The following is a 20,091-nucleotide window of genomic DNA, read 5'->3' on the forward strand; positions in this document are numbered from 1 at the left end:
GATTCTAAATGAACAATAAAAAAGATCAGGCGGCGTTCCACCTTATGCTCGCACCAAGTATAGTATTTTTGATTATCTTCTCGTTTATTCCAATGTTCGGTATCGTGATGGCTTTTCAAAATTACATCCCTGCTAAAGGGATGAGTGGATCAGCGTGGGTAGGACTTGATAATTTCAAATTTATGTTTCAAATTCCCGACAGTAAGCAAATATTAATCAATACTATAGTCATTGCCTTATGGAAAATTTTAATAGGGACTTTGGTTTCCATTGTGTTCGCCTTACTGTTAAACGAAATTCGCGTACGATTTGTCAAAAAGTTCATGCAGACCGTTGTTTATCTGCCGAATTTTCTGTCCTGGGCCGTACTGGCTACTGTCGTTATGAATATTTTTTCCTTCGAAGGTCCGGTTAACGCATTTTTGGGATGGTTTGGCATTGATCCGGTTTTGTTTATGGCCAGCAACCACTGGTTCAGACCTATGCTGGTATTAACAGATGTCTGGAAAGGGTTTGGATATGGCTCTATCATCTATCTGGCCTCCCTGACGGCCATTGATCCGGGACTTTATGAAGCGTCATCCATTGACGGCGCCAACCGGTTTAAACAGCTGTGGTATGTGACGCTGCCCGGCCTGATGCCAACCATCCTGCTGGTTACCACTTTAAATCTGCCCAACGTGCTCAATGCCGGGTTTGACCAGATTTTCAATCTATATAATCCGTTGGTTTATGCAACGTCCGATATTATTGACACCTATGTATACCGGGTGGGTCTGGTACAGAGACAATACAGCCTGGGAACAGCGATAGGGCTACTGCGGTCGGTTGTCGGAATTGTTCTCATCCTATCCGCCAATAAACTGGCACAGAAGCTTACCGATTACAGAATCTTCTGAACAAGGAGGTGTTATTCATTATCACTCATTCCATCAAAAGCCGAATTGCGGATACTATAATCTGGATATTTGTATTAGCATTCACTTTATCCTGCCTTATACCCTTAGTTAATCTGGTTGCCATTTCCTTCAGTGACAATGCGGCGGCTTCCGCAAATATGGTAAGTATTTTCCCGGTTAATTTTACCTTAAGCTCCTATGAGAAGTTGCTGTCGGACTCCCAGTTCTGGCGCTCCTTTATGATCTCGGTGGAACGGGTTGTCCTTGGTCTGATCGTCAATATGATGCTGATGATTCTTGCTGCTTATCCGTTATCCAAAAGCTCAAAGCAATTCCGGGCACAGAAGGTGTATATGAATATTGTGATTTTCGCCATGCTGTTTTCCGGTGGTCTCATTCCAACCTTTATGGTTGTCAAACAGCTTCATCTTCTGGATTCCATCTGGGCTTTGATTCTGCCGGGAGCTGTGCCGATCGCCAATGTCATTTTGCTGATGAATGCGTTCCGCGCCGTACCGAAATCTCTGGAAGAGGCCGCAACCATTGACGGGGCTTCGCAGTGGAGAATTCTCTCAACGATATATGTACCTGTGGTGCTGCCTACAATTGCCACTGTACTGCTGTTTACGATTGTCGGACATTGGAATGACTACTTCAGTGCTTTGGTGTATATCAACAAAACATCAAATTACCCTTTGCAGACTTATATCCAGCAGCTAAGCGTAGACGTTCAGAATATAACTGATCCACAAAAGCTCATAGAGTACTCCAAGATTTCGAACCGGACGCTGAATGCTGCCAAAATCGTGATCTCCACCTTGCCACTGCTCCTGATTTATCCTTTTATGCAAAAATACTTTGTTACAGGAATCGTGGTGGGTTCTGTTAAAGAGTAATGTATAAATTTTTACTGCGGGAGGTAAGCAACAGTGAAATTATCAACAAATCATGCCGGGCAAACATCCGATATTCTGGATGAAATGAACATATTCGTTTCTCGCGAAGAGAATCGCGGAATTTCCTTTACTAATAAAGAGGCCGCTTATTATTATACTCAATCCCATCTCAACAACCATGTGGAGCATGCTTATTTTGAGGGATTGAACATCTCAAAAAGCAGAATTTTTGGCGGCTACACTTTAATTGCAGATCAACGGAAACTGGATAATCAAGAAGCTGAAGTCTGTGTGTCCCCCTATAAAATGGTACGTAGACATGGGAATCTGACCGAAGAACTATGGATGTTTGACTACAAAAATGTGCTGGAGATCCGTCTCTCCGGTGCTCAAAAAACCATTGGGATTGAATTGTTGGGAGAACAGCTGAACCCGCTGAGCCCACGGGAAGGCATCGCTTTTTTCAATTCAATAGAAGGCGGATGGGTTATTGCTGTAGGCGCAGCAAGCAGCCAGCCGGTGGAAGTTAAAAACCATATCGTTTATTCCGGCGCCAGCGCCGGAGGCTTTTATATAGCCGTGGGCAAAACGGCTGCCGAAGCGGCAGATATGATTCATGATACGAGACGGGATGTCATCCCTATGAAGCTCGAACGAATACAGCGTATGGAGGATTTTTTGCAGAAGAATGTGTATATCGCCAGCACCAGTGACTCGCTCGCCTTGTCTTTGAATTGGTTAAATCTAACGATGGACCAACTGGTGACCAGACAGCAAGGCGACGGGATCTATGCCGGCCTCCCCTGGTTTAATGAATATTGGGGAAGAGACCAATTTATTGCGCTTCCGGGAGCCGTATTGGTAACCGGGCAATTTGAAACTGCTAAGAATATACTGCTATCCTTTGCGAAATTTCAGAACACCGATGCAACTTCCAAATACTTCGGCAGGGTGCCCAATATTCTTGCTCTAAAAAACGTAGACTACCATACAACCGACGGGACACCGCGGTTTATTATCCAATTGCAGGATTACGTTAAATATTCGGGTGACTCGGCAATCATCACAGAGCTTTATCCGGCGGTACAAAACAGTATAGAAGGCTCCATTAAGCATTGGGTAGACGATAAAGGCTACCTTATGCACGATGATAACGAAACCTGGATGGATGCCCGGGATGCGAATCTGAAGTCCTACTCTCCTAGAGACACCCGGGCCAATGATATTCAAGCGCTTTGGTACGACCAGCTGCAAGCTGGGATATATTTTGCCGAGTACATGGACGACAGCGGCAGCGCGAAGAAATGGAGCAATATCGCGGGCAAACTCAAAAGAAACTTTGCAGAGGATTTTAGGGATCAGGCACATCCCTATCTCGCTGACCGGCTGAACTCGGAGGATGAGCCGGAATTCTCACTGCGGCCTAACCAATTGTTTGCCTTGGACATGATTGAAGATGATTCTTTCAAATGTGAAGTGATTCGTACAGCATGGGAGGAACTCGTGTATCCATGGGGAGTTGCTTCATTGAATCAAAAGCATCCGTTTTTCCATCCATTTCACTTAACCCGCCTGTACCATAAAGATGAAGCTTACCACAATGGTACGGTTTGGCTCTGGTTAAACGGTATAGCCATGCAGCGTATGATCGAGGCCGGGCAGAAAGAAACGGCTTATCAACTTTTCAAAAATATGAACTGGCAAGCGCTGAACCTGGGAGTAGTCGGGGGACTGAGCGAGAATATGGATGCTTATCCGCAGGAAGGCCAGAGCTCAGCCAAACTTACGGGAGCCTACCTGCAAGCCTGGTCCAATGCCGAGCAGCTGCGTGTGTGGTATCAGTATTTTCTGGGGTTCCGGCCGGATATGATTAATCAGAGGCTTACGCTTGCGCCCCGGATTCCCGGGGAGATCGAAGATTTACAGTCCCGCGTTAAGATTGGAAGCGGGACCATTGACATGAGCTATACAGCTACAGGTGCAACAGAACAAACGTATCTTTACGGATTTACAGGAATCGGGCTCACGGTAGTTATTGATATATCTCCTTTTAAGCTCCTGCAAATTGAAGTGGCAAATGATTGCGAACTGAAAATGACCCGGACAGAGCTCGATTTGAAGGTTATCCTTACCGATAAAACCGGCACAACTATCAATGAGATTACAGCGTCCCCATTACCACTGCGTGTAGAACAGCAATTGAATGTGAATCAAGTGTTTAAGAATGTTAAGTTTGCAGAGCCAGTGGATCTGAAGAATCACCCTGTTATGAAGCGCTAAGAATTCGATGTGGAAATCATAAGCTGCTGCTCCTGTACATAGAATGAACTGTTGAAGATCTATGACGGGAGGATTACAGGTATGCCGGATCTATACGGGCAAGTGCTGCCAGTACGTATTCTCGAAGAAATTGCATTCTGGAAAAAACAGGAGCAGGAGCATACGGTAGTCATTAAGGCGGTTATCCCACAGCTTGAAGAGCGGTATGTGAAGTTGCTAGACGAATGGGCTTTTGTCTTCGGGGCTACCGAGCAAGCAGCCCGCCAGTTGCTTGAGGCTTCTCAGGGCTGCAGTCCGGCAGAGCTGGCCGCCGGAACAGAGCAGCTTCTCCAGGTGGCCTGCTCCCAGTCCCGCGAGTTCATCCGGCAGCTGTATGCCCTGATGGAGGGAAGCGCCGCTGTAAAAGCCCAGCCGTTGGCTGGAACCGTGCTGCTGCACATCATCCGGGAATCAGAGTATGTCTTGGGCGTTTTGAGCGCCCTGACATTACACGGAAATGTTCCCCCCTGGATGCGGGAGGACACAGCGCCGCAATCGGAAGCAGCAGATGAGCATAAGCCCAGAGACAGCCAGACTGGGCCTAGCCCGCTGGTTCCCTTGATTCTTCAGTCCTCCGGAAATCGGGAACAGGGCACGGTTCCGATCGGAGGCCATACCCTGCCGCCTCTTCCCTATGCCTATAATGCGCTGGAGCCGTATATCGACGAAAAGACCATGAGAATCCATCATGACAAGCACCACCAAAGTTACGTAGACGGACTGAACAAGGCGGAGAAGAAGCTGGCCGAAGCCCGGAAAACCAAAGATTTTGACCTGGTGAAGCATTGGGAGCGGGAGCTTGCCTTTAACGGGGCCGGCCACTATCTGCATACCATCTTCTGGAACGTCATGTCACCGCAAGGGGGAGGCCGTCCGACAGGCGCACTGCTGGATGCCATAGAGCACAGCTTCGGCAGCTACGAGGCCTTCAAGGAACAGTTCACGGAGGCGGCCAACAAAGTGGAAGGCGGGGGCTGGGCGATTTTGGTCTGGAGTCCGCGGAGCCACAGACTGGAAATCCTGACAGCGGAGAAGCACCAGAATCTCTCCCAATGGGATGTCGTTCCTCTACTGACCCTGGATGTGTGGGAACACGCGTATTACCTCAAGCATCAGAATAACCGCGCGGATTACATCAAGGACTGGTGGAAGGTTGTAAATTGGCCATATGTCTCTGAAAGGTTTACCGCCGCCCGCAAGCTTGTCTGGCAACCTTATTAACAAAGGACGGCACCGTTACTCGTCCAGACGCAAAAAGAGCCCTTCCGTCACTTGGCAGTGATGGAAGGGCTCTTAATCTTATGAAGCAACGGGGCATGCCCCAGTATTCTATTCCTTGATCAAAGCCAAAAACTCCGCCCGGGCGGCAGCGTCCTCACGGAAGGTCCCCCGCGTTGACATGGTTACCGTCTTGCTGCCGGGCTTTTTCACCCCGCGGGCGCACATGCAGAGATGCTCCCCTTCCACAACGACCATCACACCATGCGGATTCAGAACCTCTGTCATGATATCGGCAATCTGCGCCGTAATACGTTCTTGCACCTGAAGGCGCCGGCTTACGGCCTCCACAAGACGGGCCAGCTTGCTGAGCCCTGCAATCCGTCCGCTCGGAACATACCCGATATGCACCTTCCCGAAGAACGGGGCCATATGATGTTCGCACTGGCTATAGTAGACGATATCCTTTACGATCACCAGTTCCTCATGAGACTCATCGAAGGTCACACCGAGCGCCTCACGGGGATCAATCGAATAACCGCCGAAAATCTCCTCATACATCCGTGTAACTCTGGCCGGTGTTTCCAGCAGCCCTTCGCGGCCTGTGTCTTCACCAATCAGCTCCAGTATTTTCTCTACGTGGTACTCGATTTGCTCACGGTTCGCAGCAACCTTGCCATTCATGTAATCTTTGACGCCCCCCATGAAGCCTCCCCCTTCCGTACCCGTATCTAATTCCACTTTATCCGGGACCGGTTACTTGCCTTTACGGCCTTGTCTTTTGCCCGCTGCTGGTGCACGTCCCGGCTGATTATTGTTCTTCATCATCTGCTGGGCACGCTGCATCTGCTTTCCGTTCAAGTTATACCCCATCTGTTTGGCAACCTTCTGCAGCATTTCAGGATCATTCTGCATCGTTGTCATTTGTCTGCGCAGATAATATACCCCGATAAAGAATCCGCCGATCAGACCTACGACAAGCGTAATAATAGGCAATGCAATGTTCATCCAAAGTCCACCTCTTACTCTATTGTCTGCAATGCCGCTCTAGGCACGCGAATCTATCATAGCATTTCAACAACTGGACAGCAATTGGCAAATACAATGAAACAGGTCACTGCAAATCAGGTATCCACTTCAGCGAGAAAGAGAAGGAAAATTCATATCGTGAAACATATAAATTCTTATCTTTTAAAAAAGGTAGGCCCCCATTCCGTCCGCCATGCCGTGCTCCGCCTCCAGCTGCAGCAACCGGCTTTTGATCCCCAGGCCTCCCGCATAACCGACAAGAGCACCACCCGAACCGATGATCCTGTGGCACGGCACTATTACCGGCACAGGGTTGCGGTTATTGGCTCCGCCCACAGCCCGGACCGCCTGCGGATTGCCGATCAGGGACGCAATATCCTTATATGAGGCCGATCCCGCGTATGGCACAGTACACAGTGCTTCCCATACCTGACGCTGGAACACAGTACCACGCATATCCAGCGGGAGTGAGAAACCTCTCAGCTCACCGGCAAAATAGGCTTTGAGCTGCTGAACAGCCTCCGATAATCTGGATGAATCCTGATGCAGCTTGACCTGGCCCATTTGCCCTTTGATCCATTGGCCGATACCTGAAGCGGTATCCCCAAACGTACCGAACTTTATAAGACACAGCCCCGCCTCTGTTGCGCAGAGGGTAAGCGGGCCAACTGGAGAATTCATTTCCTCATAAAATACAGACTTCTCCATGCTGGCCGTGTCTGCCATTGTCTCAGTCATGTTCCTGAACCTCCTCCTGCAGCAGGAGCTTGTCCCGCGAGCGCTCAAGCATTTCCCGGACCGTAGTGTCCTCTTCCTCCCGCAGCGCCAGCTTCACTGCCGTAAGCGCTTCTTGGCCTCCGATACGTCCGAGCGCCCAGGCAGCACTCCCGCGCATCTCCGGGCGGGTTTCCTTCAGCAGAATCTCAGTCAGCTTCGGCACAGCCGCAGTCTCCTTGAAGTTCCCGAGCGCGATCACCGCATTGCGCTGAATCGGCTTCTTGCCACGCCAGGCTGCTGAGCTGCTTCCGAACTGTTCCTTGAACTCACGGTTGCTGAGTTCGAGAATTGGCATCAGCAGCGGCTTGACGATCTCGGGATCAGGCAGAAGCTCGGGACGGTGATCCCAATTCTTCGCCCGGTTCTTCGGACATACGATCTGGCAGGTATCGCAGCCGTACAGCCGGTTGCCGATCTTGGTCATGTATTCATCACTTAGAAAGCCCTTCGTCTGCGTCAAATACGAAATACAGGCCTGGGCATTCAACTGCCCGGGACCCACCAGGGCCCCTGTAGGACAAGCGTCGATACACTTTGTGCAATCTCCGCACCCCTCCTCTACCTGCTTATCCGGCGGAAAAGGGATATTCGTCACCATCTCTCCGAGATATATCCATGAGCCCCATTGGGGGGAGATGATACTGCAGTTTTTACCGCTGAATCCGATGCCCGCCCGCTCAGCGACGGCCCGATCGACCAGCACTCCGGTATCCACCATGCTCTCTAGCTCTGCTCCCGGCACACGCTCCCGGATGAAGCCTTCCAGCTTGGCGAGTGCCTCCCGGAGGACATGATGATAATCCCGCCCCCAGGAGGCACGGGCCAGAATACCGCGCCGTGCACCCGGCTCTGACTTGGGCGGATTTTCCATTTTGGAGGGATAAGCTACAGCTATGGCGATAATGGACATCGGCTGCCCCCCGGACTGCAGGGCCGGGATGGTCCGCTTATCAAGATCCGGCTCCTCGAACCCCGAATCATACCCGTTGTCCCGATGCTCCTGGAGCATATTTTTCAAATATAAAAACGGCTCCGCAGTCGCAAACCCGATATCATCAATACCGAGTTCCGAAGCAGCAGCCTTAATTTCAGCTTTGAGACCTTCCCATTTCGAAGGCGGTGGAGCATAGGATGTCTGAATGTTATTGTTCATTACCGCCTTCTCCTTCACTTATAATGCACTTGCCTTGCCAAAGGGCCACCAGATAAACGCAGCCTTGCCGACCAGGAGGTCCTGTGAAACGGCACCAAAATACCGGCTGTCCTTGCTCGCCCCCGCATGCCGGTTATCCCCCATCACAAAATAGGTTCCCTTATCAAGGGTAAGCTGGGCAAAATCCGGGTCTTGTATTTCAGTATCCACATAGGGCTCAGCCTTAAGCTTGCCGTTCACATACAGCTTATGGTTCCGCACTTCTACCTTGTCACCCGGTATCCCAATGACCCGTTTCACCAGGTATTCCTTACGGTCTGGTCCGGTGCTTGGGTCATGAAGAACAATCACATCTCCACGCCCTGGACTGGCAAAGACTAGTGAGATCTTGTTAATAATCAATTTCTCGCCCTCCAGCAGCGTTGGCTGCATGGATTGGCCGATAACCGTTGAGACGTTGAACACAAATATATTGAGCAGTGACATCAATGTGAAAATAACTGCGGCAGTTATGAGCCAATCCCGTAAATCGCGGACCCAGCCCCGTCCCGGTGCAGAGCCAGGCTTCCCGTGGGTAACAGACCGGTATCTCTGCCGGCGGCTCCGCATGAAATCTTCTTTAAGCTCCTGGTTCATAGGCCACCTTCTTGCTTCTCATTGGTCATTCAAGTCCATAACAATAGAAAAGCATATCTCCCGGCCATTTGCAATGGACTGTGGGAAGATATGCTTCAGTATAATAAATCAGACTATGCAAGCACGTACTCAATCCTAAAATAAGCATGTTATCCTATTCATGATCATTGAAGACGTAACCACTGCTATAGTTCTCTACTCTAGAAAATGTTTCCGCTTACGCAGCACCGGAATCAAAGTTCCTTATCCGACAATGCTGAGCTTCCGTACTGATTTGAAGATTTGATCCTCGCCATAACCCATGGCTTCATACAGCGGCAGGGCAAATGAATTATGCTCATCAACCGCTACAAAAATACCACTGACCTTGCGGGCCTGAAACTTGTGTTCCATTGCCGATACAAGACCTCTGCCAATTCCTTTGCGGCGGTAGTCGGGATGAACGGCAATGCGGAAATAGCAGCCGTGATTCTTCTCGATCGTACCAATTAGCGCACCAACAATCTCTCCTTCATCCTCAGCAACAACAATGAGATCGGAATCCCATGAAAGCTGCCTGGAGAAAGGCTCGATAGTGCTCTCGAAACATTCTTCCGATAATGCGGTCTGCAGCAGTTCAGTCACAGGGGTAACGTCGCTTAATTGAAAGGAACGAACGTGCATTCTTTAAATCTCCCTTTTCTATGGCTTAGAATTTAACAAAAAGAAGGAGTTCCCGTAACAGCGTGGAGAGGAAAAAAAGAAAAGCAAAAAATTGCCTTTCGAAGAAGTCGCGTAATCTGTCTTAAGTAGTAGCATTTCATGCGACTAAAGAAGTATTAACCTAATGTTAAACAGTTTATAGCTTCTTTAAACTTCAAAAAACGAGAAATACCTGCTTTTAAGTCTATTAAAGCATACTTTTCTGGCGATATCATCATTTTTCTTTTGAAAGCGCTTGATATAAAGCGTTTACATAGTATAATGTTACAGAAATTCGTTAAATAGGACGTTAAAGCCATGTAAACGTATACCGGGGGCGGCCCCTTTCGATTTTAACACAGCGTTAACACATGTGGTTAGATTTTCATAGTCTGAACTTTACAAACATTAATGTTTGTTTAATGTTGCATTATTGTTCCAGATACGGTTTAATAATAGTATCTTATCAGGTACATAACCTATAAGGTTCATCGGAAATAAGGGGTTTTGACGTCAAGACCGCCAAAATTCTTTATCTATACAAATTCTAATAACACTCAGGAGGGATTTTTCCATGGCATTTCAATTACCGGCACTTCCTTATCCGAACAACGCTCTCGAACCGCACATCGACGCTTTGACGATGGAGATTCACCATGACAGGCACCATAACACATACGTGACGAATCTGAACGCTGCTCTGGAAAAGGCACCCGAACTGCAAGACAAGAGCATTGAGGAACTCCTTACTGACCTGAACGCAGTACCTGAAGCGATCCGCACGGCAGTCCGCAATAACGGCGGCGGACACGCCAACCACACTCTGTTCTGGGAAGTTATCGGACCGAATGGCGGCGGCGCACCAACCGGCGCACTGGCCGCAGCCATCGACAGCGAACTGGGCGGCTTCGATAAATTCAAGGAAGATTTCGCTACTGCAGCAACTACCCGTTTCGGCAGCGGCTGGGCTTGGCTCGTTGTTAAGGACGGCAAACTGGCTGTAACAAGCACACCTAACCAGGACAACCCGATCAGTGAAGGCGCAACCCCTATCCTCGGCCTTGACGTTTGGGAACATGCCTACTACCTGAACTACCAAAATAAACGTCCTGATTACATCAAAGCTTTCTGGAATGTAGTCAACTGGGAAGAAGTCGGCAAACGCTACGACAGCGCAAAATAAGTAAAAGCGGCCCGGTGCCGCTTAGTGCAGTGCAATGGTGCTGCACCTGAATATATGAAAACGGGTACCCTCCTAGATGGCGGGTACCCGTTTTTTTGGCTGTATCTCATGTAATATGCGACATTCAACCGTTCACCTGATTGGAATCTTGCCCATCGAAATAGTGATTCAGCAGCTTCAAGAAAACATTGGGAAAGGCGTAATTGGCCATATCCTCACGGTTAATCCATCGTACCGCCCCGCCATCTTCAGGACTTCCGGTGCCGTCTGCGAATGGCTCTACTGATACGCTGTCCGCGGCGTCAGGCAGACCGGCGTCCCCGGCACCCGGGGACAACACGGCAGCATACGCCGTCCGCCCTTCCGCCGCCAGCGGCAGCGCGCGGACATCCTCTTCCCTGCAGCGGTATACCTGCAGGGTCCACACAATATGGCTGAATGTATGCTCTGCAGCCATCCAGTGCTCAGCAGGCCGGGCGGGAATCCCGGCCTGCCTCAGGGACCGGCGCAGCCGGTCCAGCGCCGCGGCCTCCGGCAGCAGCGCGCCTGCTGCGCCGCCCTCTGCAGGCGGCGCAGGCCAATGCGGCAGCTCCCACATGCGGGCTAAAAGCCCGCTGGATGGCCGCTGCCGGATGAGCACCCGGCCCGCGTGCTCGCCGCAGCCCTCCACCAGGGCCGCCAGCCGCTCCTCGGGGCGCGGCGGCTTGGCCTTGGTCTTGACGGGCAGCGATGTCTCGCAGCCCGCCAGTCGCGCAGCGCAGTGCTCCATCACCGGGCACGGAAGGCAGCGCGGTGATTTCGGCGTGCATACAAGCGCGCCAAGCTCCATCAGCGCCTGGTTGAAAGGCGAGGCCTCGCCTTCAGGAATCAGCTCTGCCGCCAGGCGCTCCATGGCAACGCGGGTAGGTCCCTTGGCGATATCATCTTCAATGAGGAAATACCGGGACAATACCCGCATCACATTGCCGTCCACCGCCGGCTCCGGCCGGTTAAAGGCAATACTGAGGATAGCTCCTGCTGTGTAAGGGCCTACGCCTTTGAGGCCGAATACGGCGTCGCGGTCATCCGGAACCTGCCCGCCATACTGCTCTTTCACCTGCCTTGCGGCATGCTGCAGATTCCGGGCACGCGAATAGTAGCCGAGTCCCTCCCAGCACTTCAGCACTTCTTCTTCAGGGGCATCGGCCAGCGACTCCACCGTAGGAAAACGCTCAATAAAGCGGTTGAAATATGGAATCACCGTATCCACTCGGGTCTGCTGCAGCATAATCTCCGAAATCCAGATATAATAAGGATTGCGGTGGCTCCGCCACGGCAAATCCCGTTTTTGACCCTGATACCATTCCAGCAGGAACCGGCTGAAGAATAACTTGGCTTCCTGCTGTGCTTTACCTTGTTGTTCATGTGTTGTCATGGTTATTCTCCTTGCCGTTCATTTATTAGACCCTTTTTATTGGGCCGGCAACCGCTCCACCACAACGAATGTTGAGGCCAAATCGCGGCTGTGCGTAATGGTGAGATGGATGGCATACTCCTGTTCCGGCAGCAGCAGCCGGGCCCATGCCTCAGCCGAGAGCGAGACCACCGGCTTGCCCTGGTCATCCGGCAGAATTTCAATATCCTGAAAGCCCACGGTATGCCCGATTCCGCATCCGAGCGCCTTAACTACCGCTTCCTTGGCCGAGAATCGTCCGGCTATGAACTCCGCTGCCTTCCCGCCCCTTCTTTTGGCCAGTACCAGCTCCTGCCCGGTAAGAATCCGGCGGATAAACCGGTGGCCTAAATTACCATCTGCTATACTTACAATCCGCCCGATTTCCAGCACATCATGTCCGATTCCGTATATCAAAACTTCACGCCCCTCGTGCTCCCGCAGTCATGGACTGCCTCATATTGCCTTCTATCCTTAACCGCGTGCTAATGGTATGATCTTCCTACAGAAAGACTATAATCTCATACTGGACAGAAGTCTTTCAACCTTTGTATGGAGTAGTATAAATTATAGTCTTGGTTCTAGCTTTCTGCTATCTTAAAAGAAAAAGCCGCTGAAGTCTATTTTCGCAAGGAAAGGGAGATGCCCTATGCCCCGTAATTTCGAATTGCCCGCAGGTGAGGATGCTGTCCTGCGTTGTTCCCATTTCCCGTCCCGAGGCAAAGCTAGAAGTCTGGTTGTCATTGCCCATGGCTACAAGGGCTTCAAGGATTGGGGAATGTTCCCTTATACTGCAGAGGCGCTTAGTGATGAGCATGAGGTCGTCACCTTCAACTTCTCGCATGCCGGAATTGGCGAGGATCTGCAGAACTTCACCGAGCTGGAGAAGTTCGCCCGCAATACGGGTCAACGTGAGATCAGAGATTTGGAAATTCTGCTCTCCTACCTCAGCCAGCATCACAAATTTGGAGGTCTGCCCGTATTTCTGCTCGGTCACAGCCTGGGAGGCGGGATATGTCTGCTCTACGCTCTCGATCATCCCGAGGCAATTACCGGCGTGATCTCCTGGAACGGTGTCACTAGTATCGATTTGCTCACAGAAGACCAGAAGCGGGAGATGAGAGCAAAGGGCCGGACCTATGTGCTCAATGGACGTACAGGTCAGCAAATGCCTCTGGATGCTATAATTCTAGAAGACTTAGAGCAGCAAGCCGAACGCTACAACATCCTGGAGCGGATGAAGCAGGCCAGCTTCCCGGTCGTCCTGATCCAGGGAAGCGAGGATGGGGAGCGGCTGCGCCGCGGTTCAGAACAATTGACCCTTTTACGGCCGGATATTGAATGGTCACAGATTCCCGGAGGCAATCATACCTTTGGCACCGTTCACCCTTTTGCCGGGACTACTCCCGGGCTGGAGCAGGCGATTGATGCTTCCAGGACGTTCATTGGGCGTATTCTGGCGAAGTAGCTAATCACATGAAGAACCGCCGGAGCGGCTGCGATTGGAAGCAGCGGCCCGGCGGTTTTCGATATAACCCCTTTTTCAGATCCCCGGAATCACATTACGCTTATGCGCGGTTCTCCGGTAATAGCTTTCAAGCTTCCTGGCGGCTTCGGAACTGACCGTTTTGCCTTCCAAGTAATCGCTGTTCTCCTCATAGGTGATGCCCAGCTCCGCCTCATCCGTCTGTCCCGGCCATAGGCCTGCTGTCGGTGCTTTGGTAACGATGTCGGCAGGTACACCCAGGAATGCAGCCAGCTGGCGCACCTGACGCTTGTTCAGCGAAGACAGCGGCGTAATGTCCACGGCACCATCGCCCCATTTGGTATAGAAGCCGGTTATGGCTTCGGAGGCATGGTCTGTTCCTACTACCAGCAGATTGTTCTCAAAGGCCAGCGCATATTGCATCACCATGCGTGTTCTGGCCTTCACATTGCCTTTGCCCTGATGGGTGATGTGACGGTGCTGCCCAAGCGATTTCAGGCTGTGTTCTACCTCAAGTGCAATCTCATTGACCGTTTCCTCGATATTGGTCTCCACCTTATGCGTCAATGCAAAGGCCTCCGCTACCGCATAACTGTGCGCGATATCCTCCTGTTCGCCGTAAGGCTGGAACACGCCAAGTGTGATATATTCCTTGCCTTCTCCGGCTGAGAGCTCATCTGTTGCCCTTTTGCACAGACCTGCAGCTACCGCACTGTCTACCCCGCCGCTAATCGCGATTAACAGCCCTTTTGCCCCTGCTTCCAGTATATACGCTTTCAAAAAATCCACCCGTTTCCGGACTTCCGCCTCCACATCAATAGATGGCTTAACACCGAGGGCGGTAATAATCTCTTCTTGCATACTCAAGTACGTACACCCCGATTCACAGCATAGCTGCGGTTATTCTTGCGTATTATTTCCAAAAAAGTCCCGCAGACAACCGGACTTCCGGCAGCCTGCGAGACCGAGTAATGCTGGCATTATTTTATTGACACAAGCGGTTGAATACATCCCTCAGCTCAGCAGCAATTTCAGCAGCCGAACGGTCTTCAACACCATGACGTTCGATGAAGTGAACAAGCTCCCCATCCTTCATCAGCGCAATGGAAGGCGAAGAAGGCGGATACGGTGCAAAATATTCACGCGCTTTGGCTGTTGCTTCTTTCTCTTGGCCGGCGAATACGGTGAACAGGTGATCCGGCAGGATCTCGTTCTGCAGCGCCTGAGCCACACCCGGACGACATTGACCGGCGGCACAGCCGCAGACCGAATTAACAACAACTAGTGAGGTACCTTTGGAGGCAGGAAGAGCTGCTTCCACCTCTTCCGGAGTCAAAAGCTCCTGAAACCCGATGCTTGTCAGATCATCGCGCATGGGCTGGATGGAATCCTTCATATATTGATTAAATGACATGGACATTCAATGCACTCTCCTTTATCCTTAAACTATTTGTCAAAACCGCGTTGTAGCAGGATTCACTAACTTTATTATACATACATACTCTGTGAAAGCAAGCAGAACCGGCCTCACAGTTCTTGGCCGGGAGGGATATCGCTGGAGGGAAAATAAGAGGTTTCCTTTGTGGCGGCAGCTTCCTGGCTGACCTCCTGCCCGTAAGGAAAAGAAATGATAAAAGCCGTACCTTTGCCTTCTTGGGAATCCACTGTAATACTGCCATGATGCCGCTCGGCAATGCTTAGGCAAAGCGGAAGACCGAGGCCGGTCCCCTGACCTTTTGTTGTGTAAAAAGGCACAAATAACTTCTCCAGCTGACTCTGCGGAATTCCGCTTCCCGTATCCTGTATGACCAGCTCCACCTTATCCTCATGGATACGCGTCTCCAGATACAAAACCCCCTTAGGCTCCATCGCTTCCATTCCATTGCGGGCCAGATTAAGGATAAGCTGCTTGATTTCCCTGGAGTTGAGTTGAAGCAGCGGGAGGGACGGACATAATCTCAGCTCCACGCTTTGACCACGGAGATTGGCATCAGCCCAGAGAAGCGGGGATAGTTCTTCTATAATATGATGCAGCTGAACAGTCTCCTTGTTCGATATCCGGCTCTGGGCAAGGGAGAGAAAGTCATTGATAATGCTGTTGGCCCGGTCCAGCTCTTCCATAATAATCTGATAATACGAGTCCATCTCTCCATGGCTTTTTTCCCGCATGAGCTGCAGAAATCCGCGCACCACCGCCATCGGATTGCGGATTTCATGGGTAATTCCCGCCGCCATCTGCCCAACCAGGGTTAGCCGCTCCACATGATCCAGTTCACTGCGGAATTTCTCTTCCTCGGTCAGGTCCTGGACAATCACAACCCTTCCTCCGGATATGCCCCCCATTCCTAGCTGCAGAGGTGCAGAGAATACATCATAAGTCCTGGAATCATAGTGAAGTTTCTCGTTGTACCGTTGTTTGTGCAATACGTTATCCGCCATACGCTTTAGGATCGGGCTATCCGGCTCTTTGCAGAGAAGCCGCTCTACCCTCCGGCCTAGAATGGCCTCTTTTGTAATCAGGGGATTATGCTGGCGGAAAAGGTTCAGCATACATTCATTCAGTTCGGTTACACAGCCCATATCATCCAGAGACATAATACTGACCGGCACGACATCGGTAATCTGCTGCAGCTTCTCCGATTCCCTTTCCAGCTTCTCAGAGATCCCTTTCATCTGTTTCTGGATCTCCATCCGGTCCCAGGCGGTTTCGATAAAGTAAATAAAGCTGCCGCCCAGGACCACCGAGACAACAAGGTAGAGCACGGCCACACCCATTTCTTGGGATGGGGAATCATACAGGCTGTGCCCATGCATTTTGGGTGCAAGGACAATAAACAGCATGCTCGGAAACAGTACACCCCAGAGGACGGCAATTTTGCTTAGTGTCCCGCCGTTCTTGAACGGTTTCGCCATACCGAACAGCAGCGGATACAGCAGCACCCCTGTGTTCAGCACCAGATTGCTGATACCGGAAGGCTCCGAGAATAATATAGTGCATAGTACAAAAAATATGACCAGGCTCACCCCCGAACGGAATCCAGCGTATAAAACGCCGATGTAAGCCGGTATAATAGCTAAATTCAGATAGATCACACCAAACAGCGTTGTGGACAGAATCATGCAGAATACAATGCTTAGTGCACAACTGATAATCAAAAAGGATTGGTCATCCGGGAATTTCCCGTTCCTTCGAACCATCTGGCTCTGATCAAGCCACCACTGGAACAAGAACAGAAAGGAGCAGGCAGATGTTATTTGCAATAAAATATCCTTTACCTCGTAAATAATTGCAATCACTCCCCAAATTGGACAAATCACCCTATTCCATTTGATTAAATCATAACCTTGCAGTCCTGACAATGGAATTCGCCGTCTCGCACGCGGGGCCTCTGGCCCCGTCGTGGCCGTAATGGTATGATGCCGTTAAGGGTGCACAGTTTGCATCTTGTCTTCATATGTAAAGGAGCAGATTTATGAGCAGTAACTATGATGTAATTATCATCGGAGGCGGACCTTCGGGGCTTATGGCCAGCGTGGCTGCTGCCGGGCATGGAGCGGCAGTTCTGCTGATTGATAAAGGTGCCAAGCTTGGAAGGAAGCTGGGGATTTCCGGAGGAGGGCGCTGCAATGTGACCAACATCAAAGAGACCTCCGAGCTGATCTCCCATATTCCCGGCAACGGCCGTTTCCTGTACAGCGCGTTTGACCATTTCAACAATCAGGATATTATCGAATTTTTCGAGAATCTGGGGATTGCCCTAAAAGAAGAAGACAACGGGCGGATGTTTCCCGTATCCGATAAAGCCTCCAGCGTCGTCTCAGCGCTCATCGGCAAAGTGCGAAGCCTTGGTGTGGAGATTATAACCGACAGTCCGGTGACAGAGGTTCTCTATACAAATGGCGCAGTGGAGGGCGTCCGGCTGTCCTCGGGCAAAAAGCTGGGTGCCCGTTCCGTGGTCATCGCCACAGGCGGCAAATCTGTACCGCAGACTGGTTCCACCGGAGACGGATACCCGTGGGCCGAGGCCGCCGGACACACCATTACGGAGTTGTTCCCTACAGAGGTGCCTATCCTGTCGCAGGAGGAATGGATTAAATCCGGGGAACTGCAGGGCTTATCCCTGCGGGATGTAACACTGACGGTCTGGAATCCGAAGGGCAAGCGGGTCATTGCCCACCGGGGCGACATGATCTTCACCCATTTCGGCCTCTCCGGGCCGATTGCGCTGCGTTGCAGCCAGTTCCTGCGGCAGGTTCAGCGCAAATCGGGAACCCACACTGTAGAACTGTCCATCGACCTTTTCCCGGACCTGAACCCGCAGGAGATGGAGGAACAGCTGCAGAACAAGCTGGAGCTGGAGCCGAAAAAGGCCATCCGCAACTCGCTGAAGGGCCTGCTGCCGGAGCGGATGATTCCCTTGTTGCTGGCTAAGACTGGACTCGACGGCGATACTACAGGACATCATCTGCCCAAAACCGGGCTGCAGTCGCTCGCAGCGCTTCTGAAGCGGATGCCGGTTCAGGTGCATGGCACCCGTTCTCTGGCGGAAGCCTTTGTTACTGGCGGCGGCGTTAACCTGAAAGAAATTGATCCCCGGACCATGGGATCGAAACTGATGCAGGGACTGTTCTTCTGCGGTGAAATACTGGATATCCACGGATATACCGGCGGGTACAATATTACCGCTGCGTTCTCGACGGGATATACGGCGGGCATGCATGCGGCCGGGCAGCACGGGGAGTAACCCTCCGCACCTCACTTCCGGCAGATTTGTCTTGAATGTAAAAAGCCAGCCTCCGTTTGCTTAGGAGGCTGGCTTTTGGGGTTTGATATATTCAGGTGGTCTGAGGGCTTAGCTGCGGGCAGCGGCTACCCTTCAATCTTGGCGATGAGTATTGGCCGCCCTCTGGGCTGCTCCCCCTGCCCATCCGGTTCAAGTGTAATCGCCACGGTATCATAGCCCTGGGGATCAAAGGTATAGTACATCGCACCTGTCCCTGCGGAAGACAGGAAGGTTCCGGCGCTTTTCTTAACATCGCCCTTGATCAGCCAGACCTGGAATGCCTCGCTTCCACTAAGTTCAGGCAGCTTCTCCGCCTGTACCAGCAGATGGGTGCCTTTGGCATCAATAACGATTGTCGCGAGGCCCTTGGCCACAATGTCCTGTGCCGCAGGACCAAGCTGGACCACCTCATTTACTTTTAGCTCAGTGGAAGGGGCTCCGGTCAGTGCAAGCTGCTTCTTCAGCCCGCTCACATCCCGCTGCAGGGAAACGGAATAGATGGCAAGCGCCGCTGCAGCTACAGCCAATATAGCGCATGCACCGCGCAAAAGGCTGTTGCGGCTCAACGGAGTTGCCTTCGCTTTTACAGCTGACGAAGAGAAAGGAATTTCCGGTGCGGGAGCCGGTGGCACTATGGTTTCATGAGCACCGCGTACGGTGCTCCGTTCCAGAGCATCTGCAAGAGATGTCTTCTTGCTCTCTTCCACAGCCAGCACCCGGCCCAGCACACGCTCCTTCATTCCCTCCGGCGGTGACATTTCCTCTGAAGCGAGAGGCAGCACATCCACGATCTCTCTCAGCTCTTCCACTACCTTCCGGCAATCCGCACAGCCCGTCAAGTGCGTCTCAAACTCCAGCCGTTGCTCTTCGTCCAGCCCGCCCAGCGCATACAGCTCTGCCCATTCACAGATTTGATTGTCCGCTTCATCCATGGTAGCCTTCCCTCCTTTCCTGAGCCTTAAAATGCCTCTTCAGCTGCTTCAGGGCCAGCCGCACGCGGCTTTTGACCGTCCCCAGCGGAAGGTTGTACCTCGCCGCAACCTCTTGCTGCGTCATGCCTCCATAATAAATGGAATGAATGACCTGCAATTGATCACGGCTAAGCTCTGCCAGCACTTCCCGCATGCGCTGGCCTTCCGTTCTCATCTCAACAACCACGGCAGGTTCCAAGGACTCGTCAGCCACGGCATGCAGCGCAGCGTCTTCCACAGGTACTCCCCGGTCCCTGACCGACTTGCGGCGTAGCATATCTACCGCTATATTGCGCGTGAGCGCGAACATCCAGGTTGTCAGCTTGCCCTGGGATTCATCATACCGCTCACTATGCGTCCATACACGCAGAAACAGCTCCTGCACAACCTCCTCGGCTGCCATGGCGTCCTGTACCATCCTGTAGGCAAAGGAGTATATCACCTTTTCATAACGGTCATAGAGGTTTTCCAGCGCCGAGGGTTCCTTGTCTCCAATGCGTTTCATCAACTCTCTGTCATCCAGAGCTTCTGTCATAAGGGAACCCCTCTCATTAATCTCCCTCTATATTAACCTTCGCGGGAAACTTTGAAGAGGATTACTTTTATTCGGAAAAAATCCGGTTTACA

The 20,091-nt window shown here is 51.4% G+C and carries 18 protein-coding genes and 1 pseudogene; 7 read left to right on the forward strand and 12 right to left on the reverse strand.

Annotated elements, in window-relative coordinates:
* The first annotated feature begins 8 nt into the window (after positions 1-8).
* From A3842_RS21685 to A3842_RS21700, 4 genes are all read left to right on the forward strand, one after another.
* Positions 9-899, forward strand: a complete 891-nt coding sequence (locus A3842_RS21685) for an ABC transporter permease (protein ID WP_074102711.1) — start codon at positions 9-11, stop codon at positions 897-899.
* A gap of 20 nt (positions 900-919) precedes the next feature.
* Positions 920-1,795: a carbohydrate ABC transporter permease gene (locus tag A3842_RS21690; RefSeq protein WP_178382390.1), complete on the forward strand. Its 876-nt coding sequence runs from the start codon at positions 920-922 to the stop codon at positions 1,793-1,795.
* A 33-nt stretch (positions 1,796-1,828) separates the two neighbouring features.
* Positions 1,829-4,075, forward strand: coding sequence for an amylo-alpha-1,6-glucosidase (locus A3842_RS21695; protein ID WP_074102712.1), 2,247 nt, complete (start codon positions 1,829-1,831; stop codon positions 4,073-4,075).
* 81 nt (positions 4,076-4,156) lie between these two features.
* Positions 4,157-5,335 (forward strand): Fe-Mn family superoxide dismutase, encoded by a 1,179-nt coding sequence (locus A3842_RS21700; RefSeq protein WP_074102713.1) that lies wholly within the window; start codon positions 4,157-4,159, stop codon positions 5,333-5,335.
* Between the two features lie 108 nt (positions 5,336-5,443).
* Here the strand turns inward: A3842_RS21700 and folE are convergent, their stop codons facing one another.
* From folE to A3842_RS21730, 5 genes and pseudogenes are all read right to left on the reverse strand, one after another.
* Positions 5,444-6,037, reverse strand: a complete 594-nt coding sequence (gene folE / locus A3842_RS21705; protein WP_074086826.1) for a GTP cyclohydrolase I FolE — start codon at positions 6,035-6,037, stop codon at positions 5,444-5,446.
* Between the two features lie 51 nt (positions 6,038-6,088).
* A complete protein-coding gene (locus tag A3842_RS21710; protein ID WP_074086825.1) occupies positions 6,089-6,340 on the reverse strand; it encodes a YneF family protein in 252 nt (83 codons plus the stop codon).
* Between the two features lie 183 nt (positions 6,341-6,523).
* Positions 6,524-8,291: pseudogene (queG, locus tag A3842_RS21720) on the reverse strand (tRNA epoxyqueuosine(34) reductase QueG).
* An 18-nt stretch (positions 8,292-8,309) separates the two neighbouring features.
* Positions 8,310-8,927, reverse strand: coding sequence for a signal peptidase I (gene lepB / locus A3842_RS21725; protein ID WP_083609687.1), 618 nt, complete (start codon positions 8,925-8,927; stop codon positions 8,310-8,312).
* A 243-nt stretch (positions 8,928-9,170) separates the two neighbouring features.
* On the reverse strand, positions 9,171-9,590 hold the full coding sequence (locus tag A3842_RS21730; protein WP_074086822.1) for a GNAT family N-acetyltransferase: 420 nt from the start codon (positions 9,588-9,590) through the stop codon (positions 9,171-9,173).
* 592 nt (positions 9,591-10,182) lie between these two features.
* On the opposite strand from A3842_RS21730, the gene A3842_RS21735 reads away from it, so the two are divergent.
* Positions 10,183-10,791 (forward strand): superoxide dismutase, encoded by a 609-nt coding sequence (locus A3842_RS21735; protein ID WP_074086821.1) that lies wholly within the window; start codon positions 10,183-10,185, stop codon positions 10,789-10,791.
* 124 nt (positions 10,792-10,915) lie between these two features.
* On the opposite strand, the gene mutY is transcribed toward A3842_RS21735, so the two are convergent.
* Together mutY and acpS are read right to left on the reverse strand one after the other, a co-directional pair.
* Complete coding sequence (gene mutY / locus A3842_RS21740; protein ID WP_074102715.1) at positions 10,916-12,205, reverse strand: A/G-specific adenine glycosylase; 1,290 nt, start codon at positions 12,203-12,205, stop codon at positions 10,916-10,918.
* A 36-nt stretch (positions 12,206-12,241) separates the two neighbouring features.
* The gene (gene acpS / locus A3842_RS21745) at positions 12,242-12,640 is read right to left on the reverse strand and encodes a holo-ACP synthase (RefSeq protein WP_074102716.1); all 399 of its coding nucleotides are present in this window, start codon (positions 12,638-12,640) and stop codon (positions 12,242-12,244) included.
* A 232-nt stretch (positions 12,641-12,872) separates the two neighbouring features.
* Here acpS and A3842_RS21750 point away from each other — a divergent pair, with 232 nt between their 5' ends.
* Positions 12,873-13,691, forward strand: coding sequence for an alpha/beta hydrolase family protein (locus A3842_RS21750; RefSeq protein WP_074102717.1), 819 nt, complete (start codon positions 12,873-12,875; stop codon positions 13,689-13,691).
* 75 nt (positions 13,692-13,766) lie between these two features.
* On the opposite strand, the gene nadE is transcribed toward A3842_RS21750, so the two are convergent.
* The 3 genes from nadE to A3842_RS21765 form a co-directional block, all read right to left on the reverse strand.
* Positions 13,767-14,576 (reverse strand): ammonia-dependent NAD(+) synthetase, encoded by an 810-nt coding sequence (gene nadE, locus A3842_RS21755; RefSeq protein WP_074102718.1) that lies wholly within the window; start codon positions 14,574-14,576, stop codon positions 13,767-13,769.
* 118 nt (positions 14,577-14,694) lie between these two features.
* Positions 14,695-15,129, reverse strand: coding sequence for a BrxA/BrxB family bacilliredoxin (locus tag A3842_RS21760; RefSeq protein WP_074086816.1), 435 nt, complete (start codon positions 15,127-15,129; stop codon positions 14,695-14,697).
* Positions 15,130-15,236: 107 nt separating this feature from the next.
* Positions 15,237-17,006, reverse strand: coding sequence for a two-component system sensor histidine kinase NtrB (locus A3842_RS21765; protein ID WP_083609688.1), 1,770 nt, complete (start codon positions 17,004-17,006; stop codon positions 15,237-15,239).
* A 176-nt stretch (positions 17,007-17,182) separates the two neighbouring features.
* On the opposite strand from A3842_RS21765, the gene A3842_RS21770 reads away from it, so the two are divergent.
* Positions 17,183-18,454, forward strand: a complete 1,272-nt coding sequence (locus tag A3842_RS21770; protein WP_074102719.1) for a BaiN/RdsA family NAD(P)/FAD-dependent oxidoreductase — start codon at positions 17,183-17,185, stop codon at positions 18,452-18,454.
* A gap of 125 nt (positions 18,455-18,579) precedes the next feature.
* Here A3842_RS21770 and A3842_RS21775 read toward each other — a convergent pair whose 3' ends face one another.
* Together A3842_RS21775 and A3842_RS21780 are read right to left on the reverse strand one after the other, a co-directional pair.
* Positions 18,580-19,425 (reverse strand): anti-sigma factor, encoded by an 846-nt coding sequence (locus A3842_RS21775; RefSeq protein ID WP_074102720.1) that lies wholly within the window; start codon positions 19,423-19,425, stop codon positions 18,580-18,582.
* Complete coding sequence (locus A3842_RS21780) at positions 19,418-19,999, reverse strand: RNA polymerase sigma factor (RefSeq protein WP_074102721.1); 582 nt, start codon at positions 19,997-19,999, stop codon at positions 19,418-19,420. The genes A3842_RS21775 and A3842_RS21780 overlap by 8 nt, the downstream gene beginning before the upstream one ends.
* Between the last annotated feature and the right edge of the window lie 92 nt (positions 20,000-20,091).

The organism is Paenibacillus sp. P3E, assembly GCF_001909045.1.
GTDB lineage: Bacteria > Bacillota > Bacilli > Paenibacillales > Paenibacillaceae > Paenibacillus_AQ > Paenibacillus_AQ helianthi.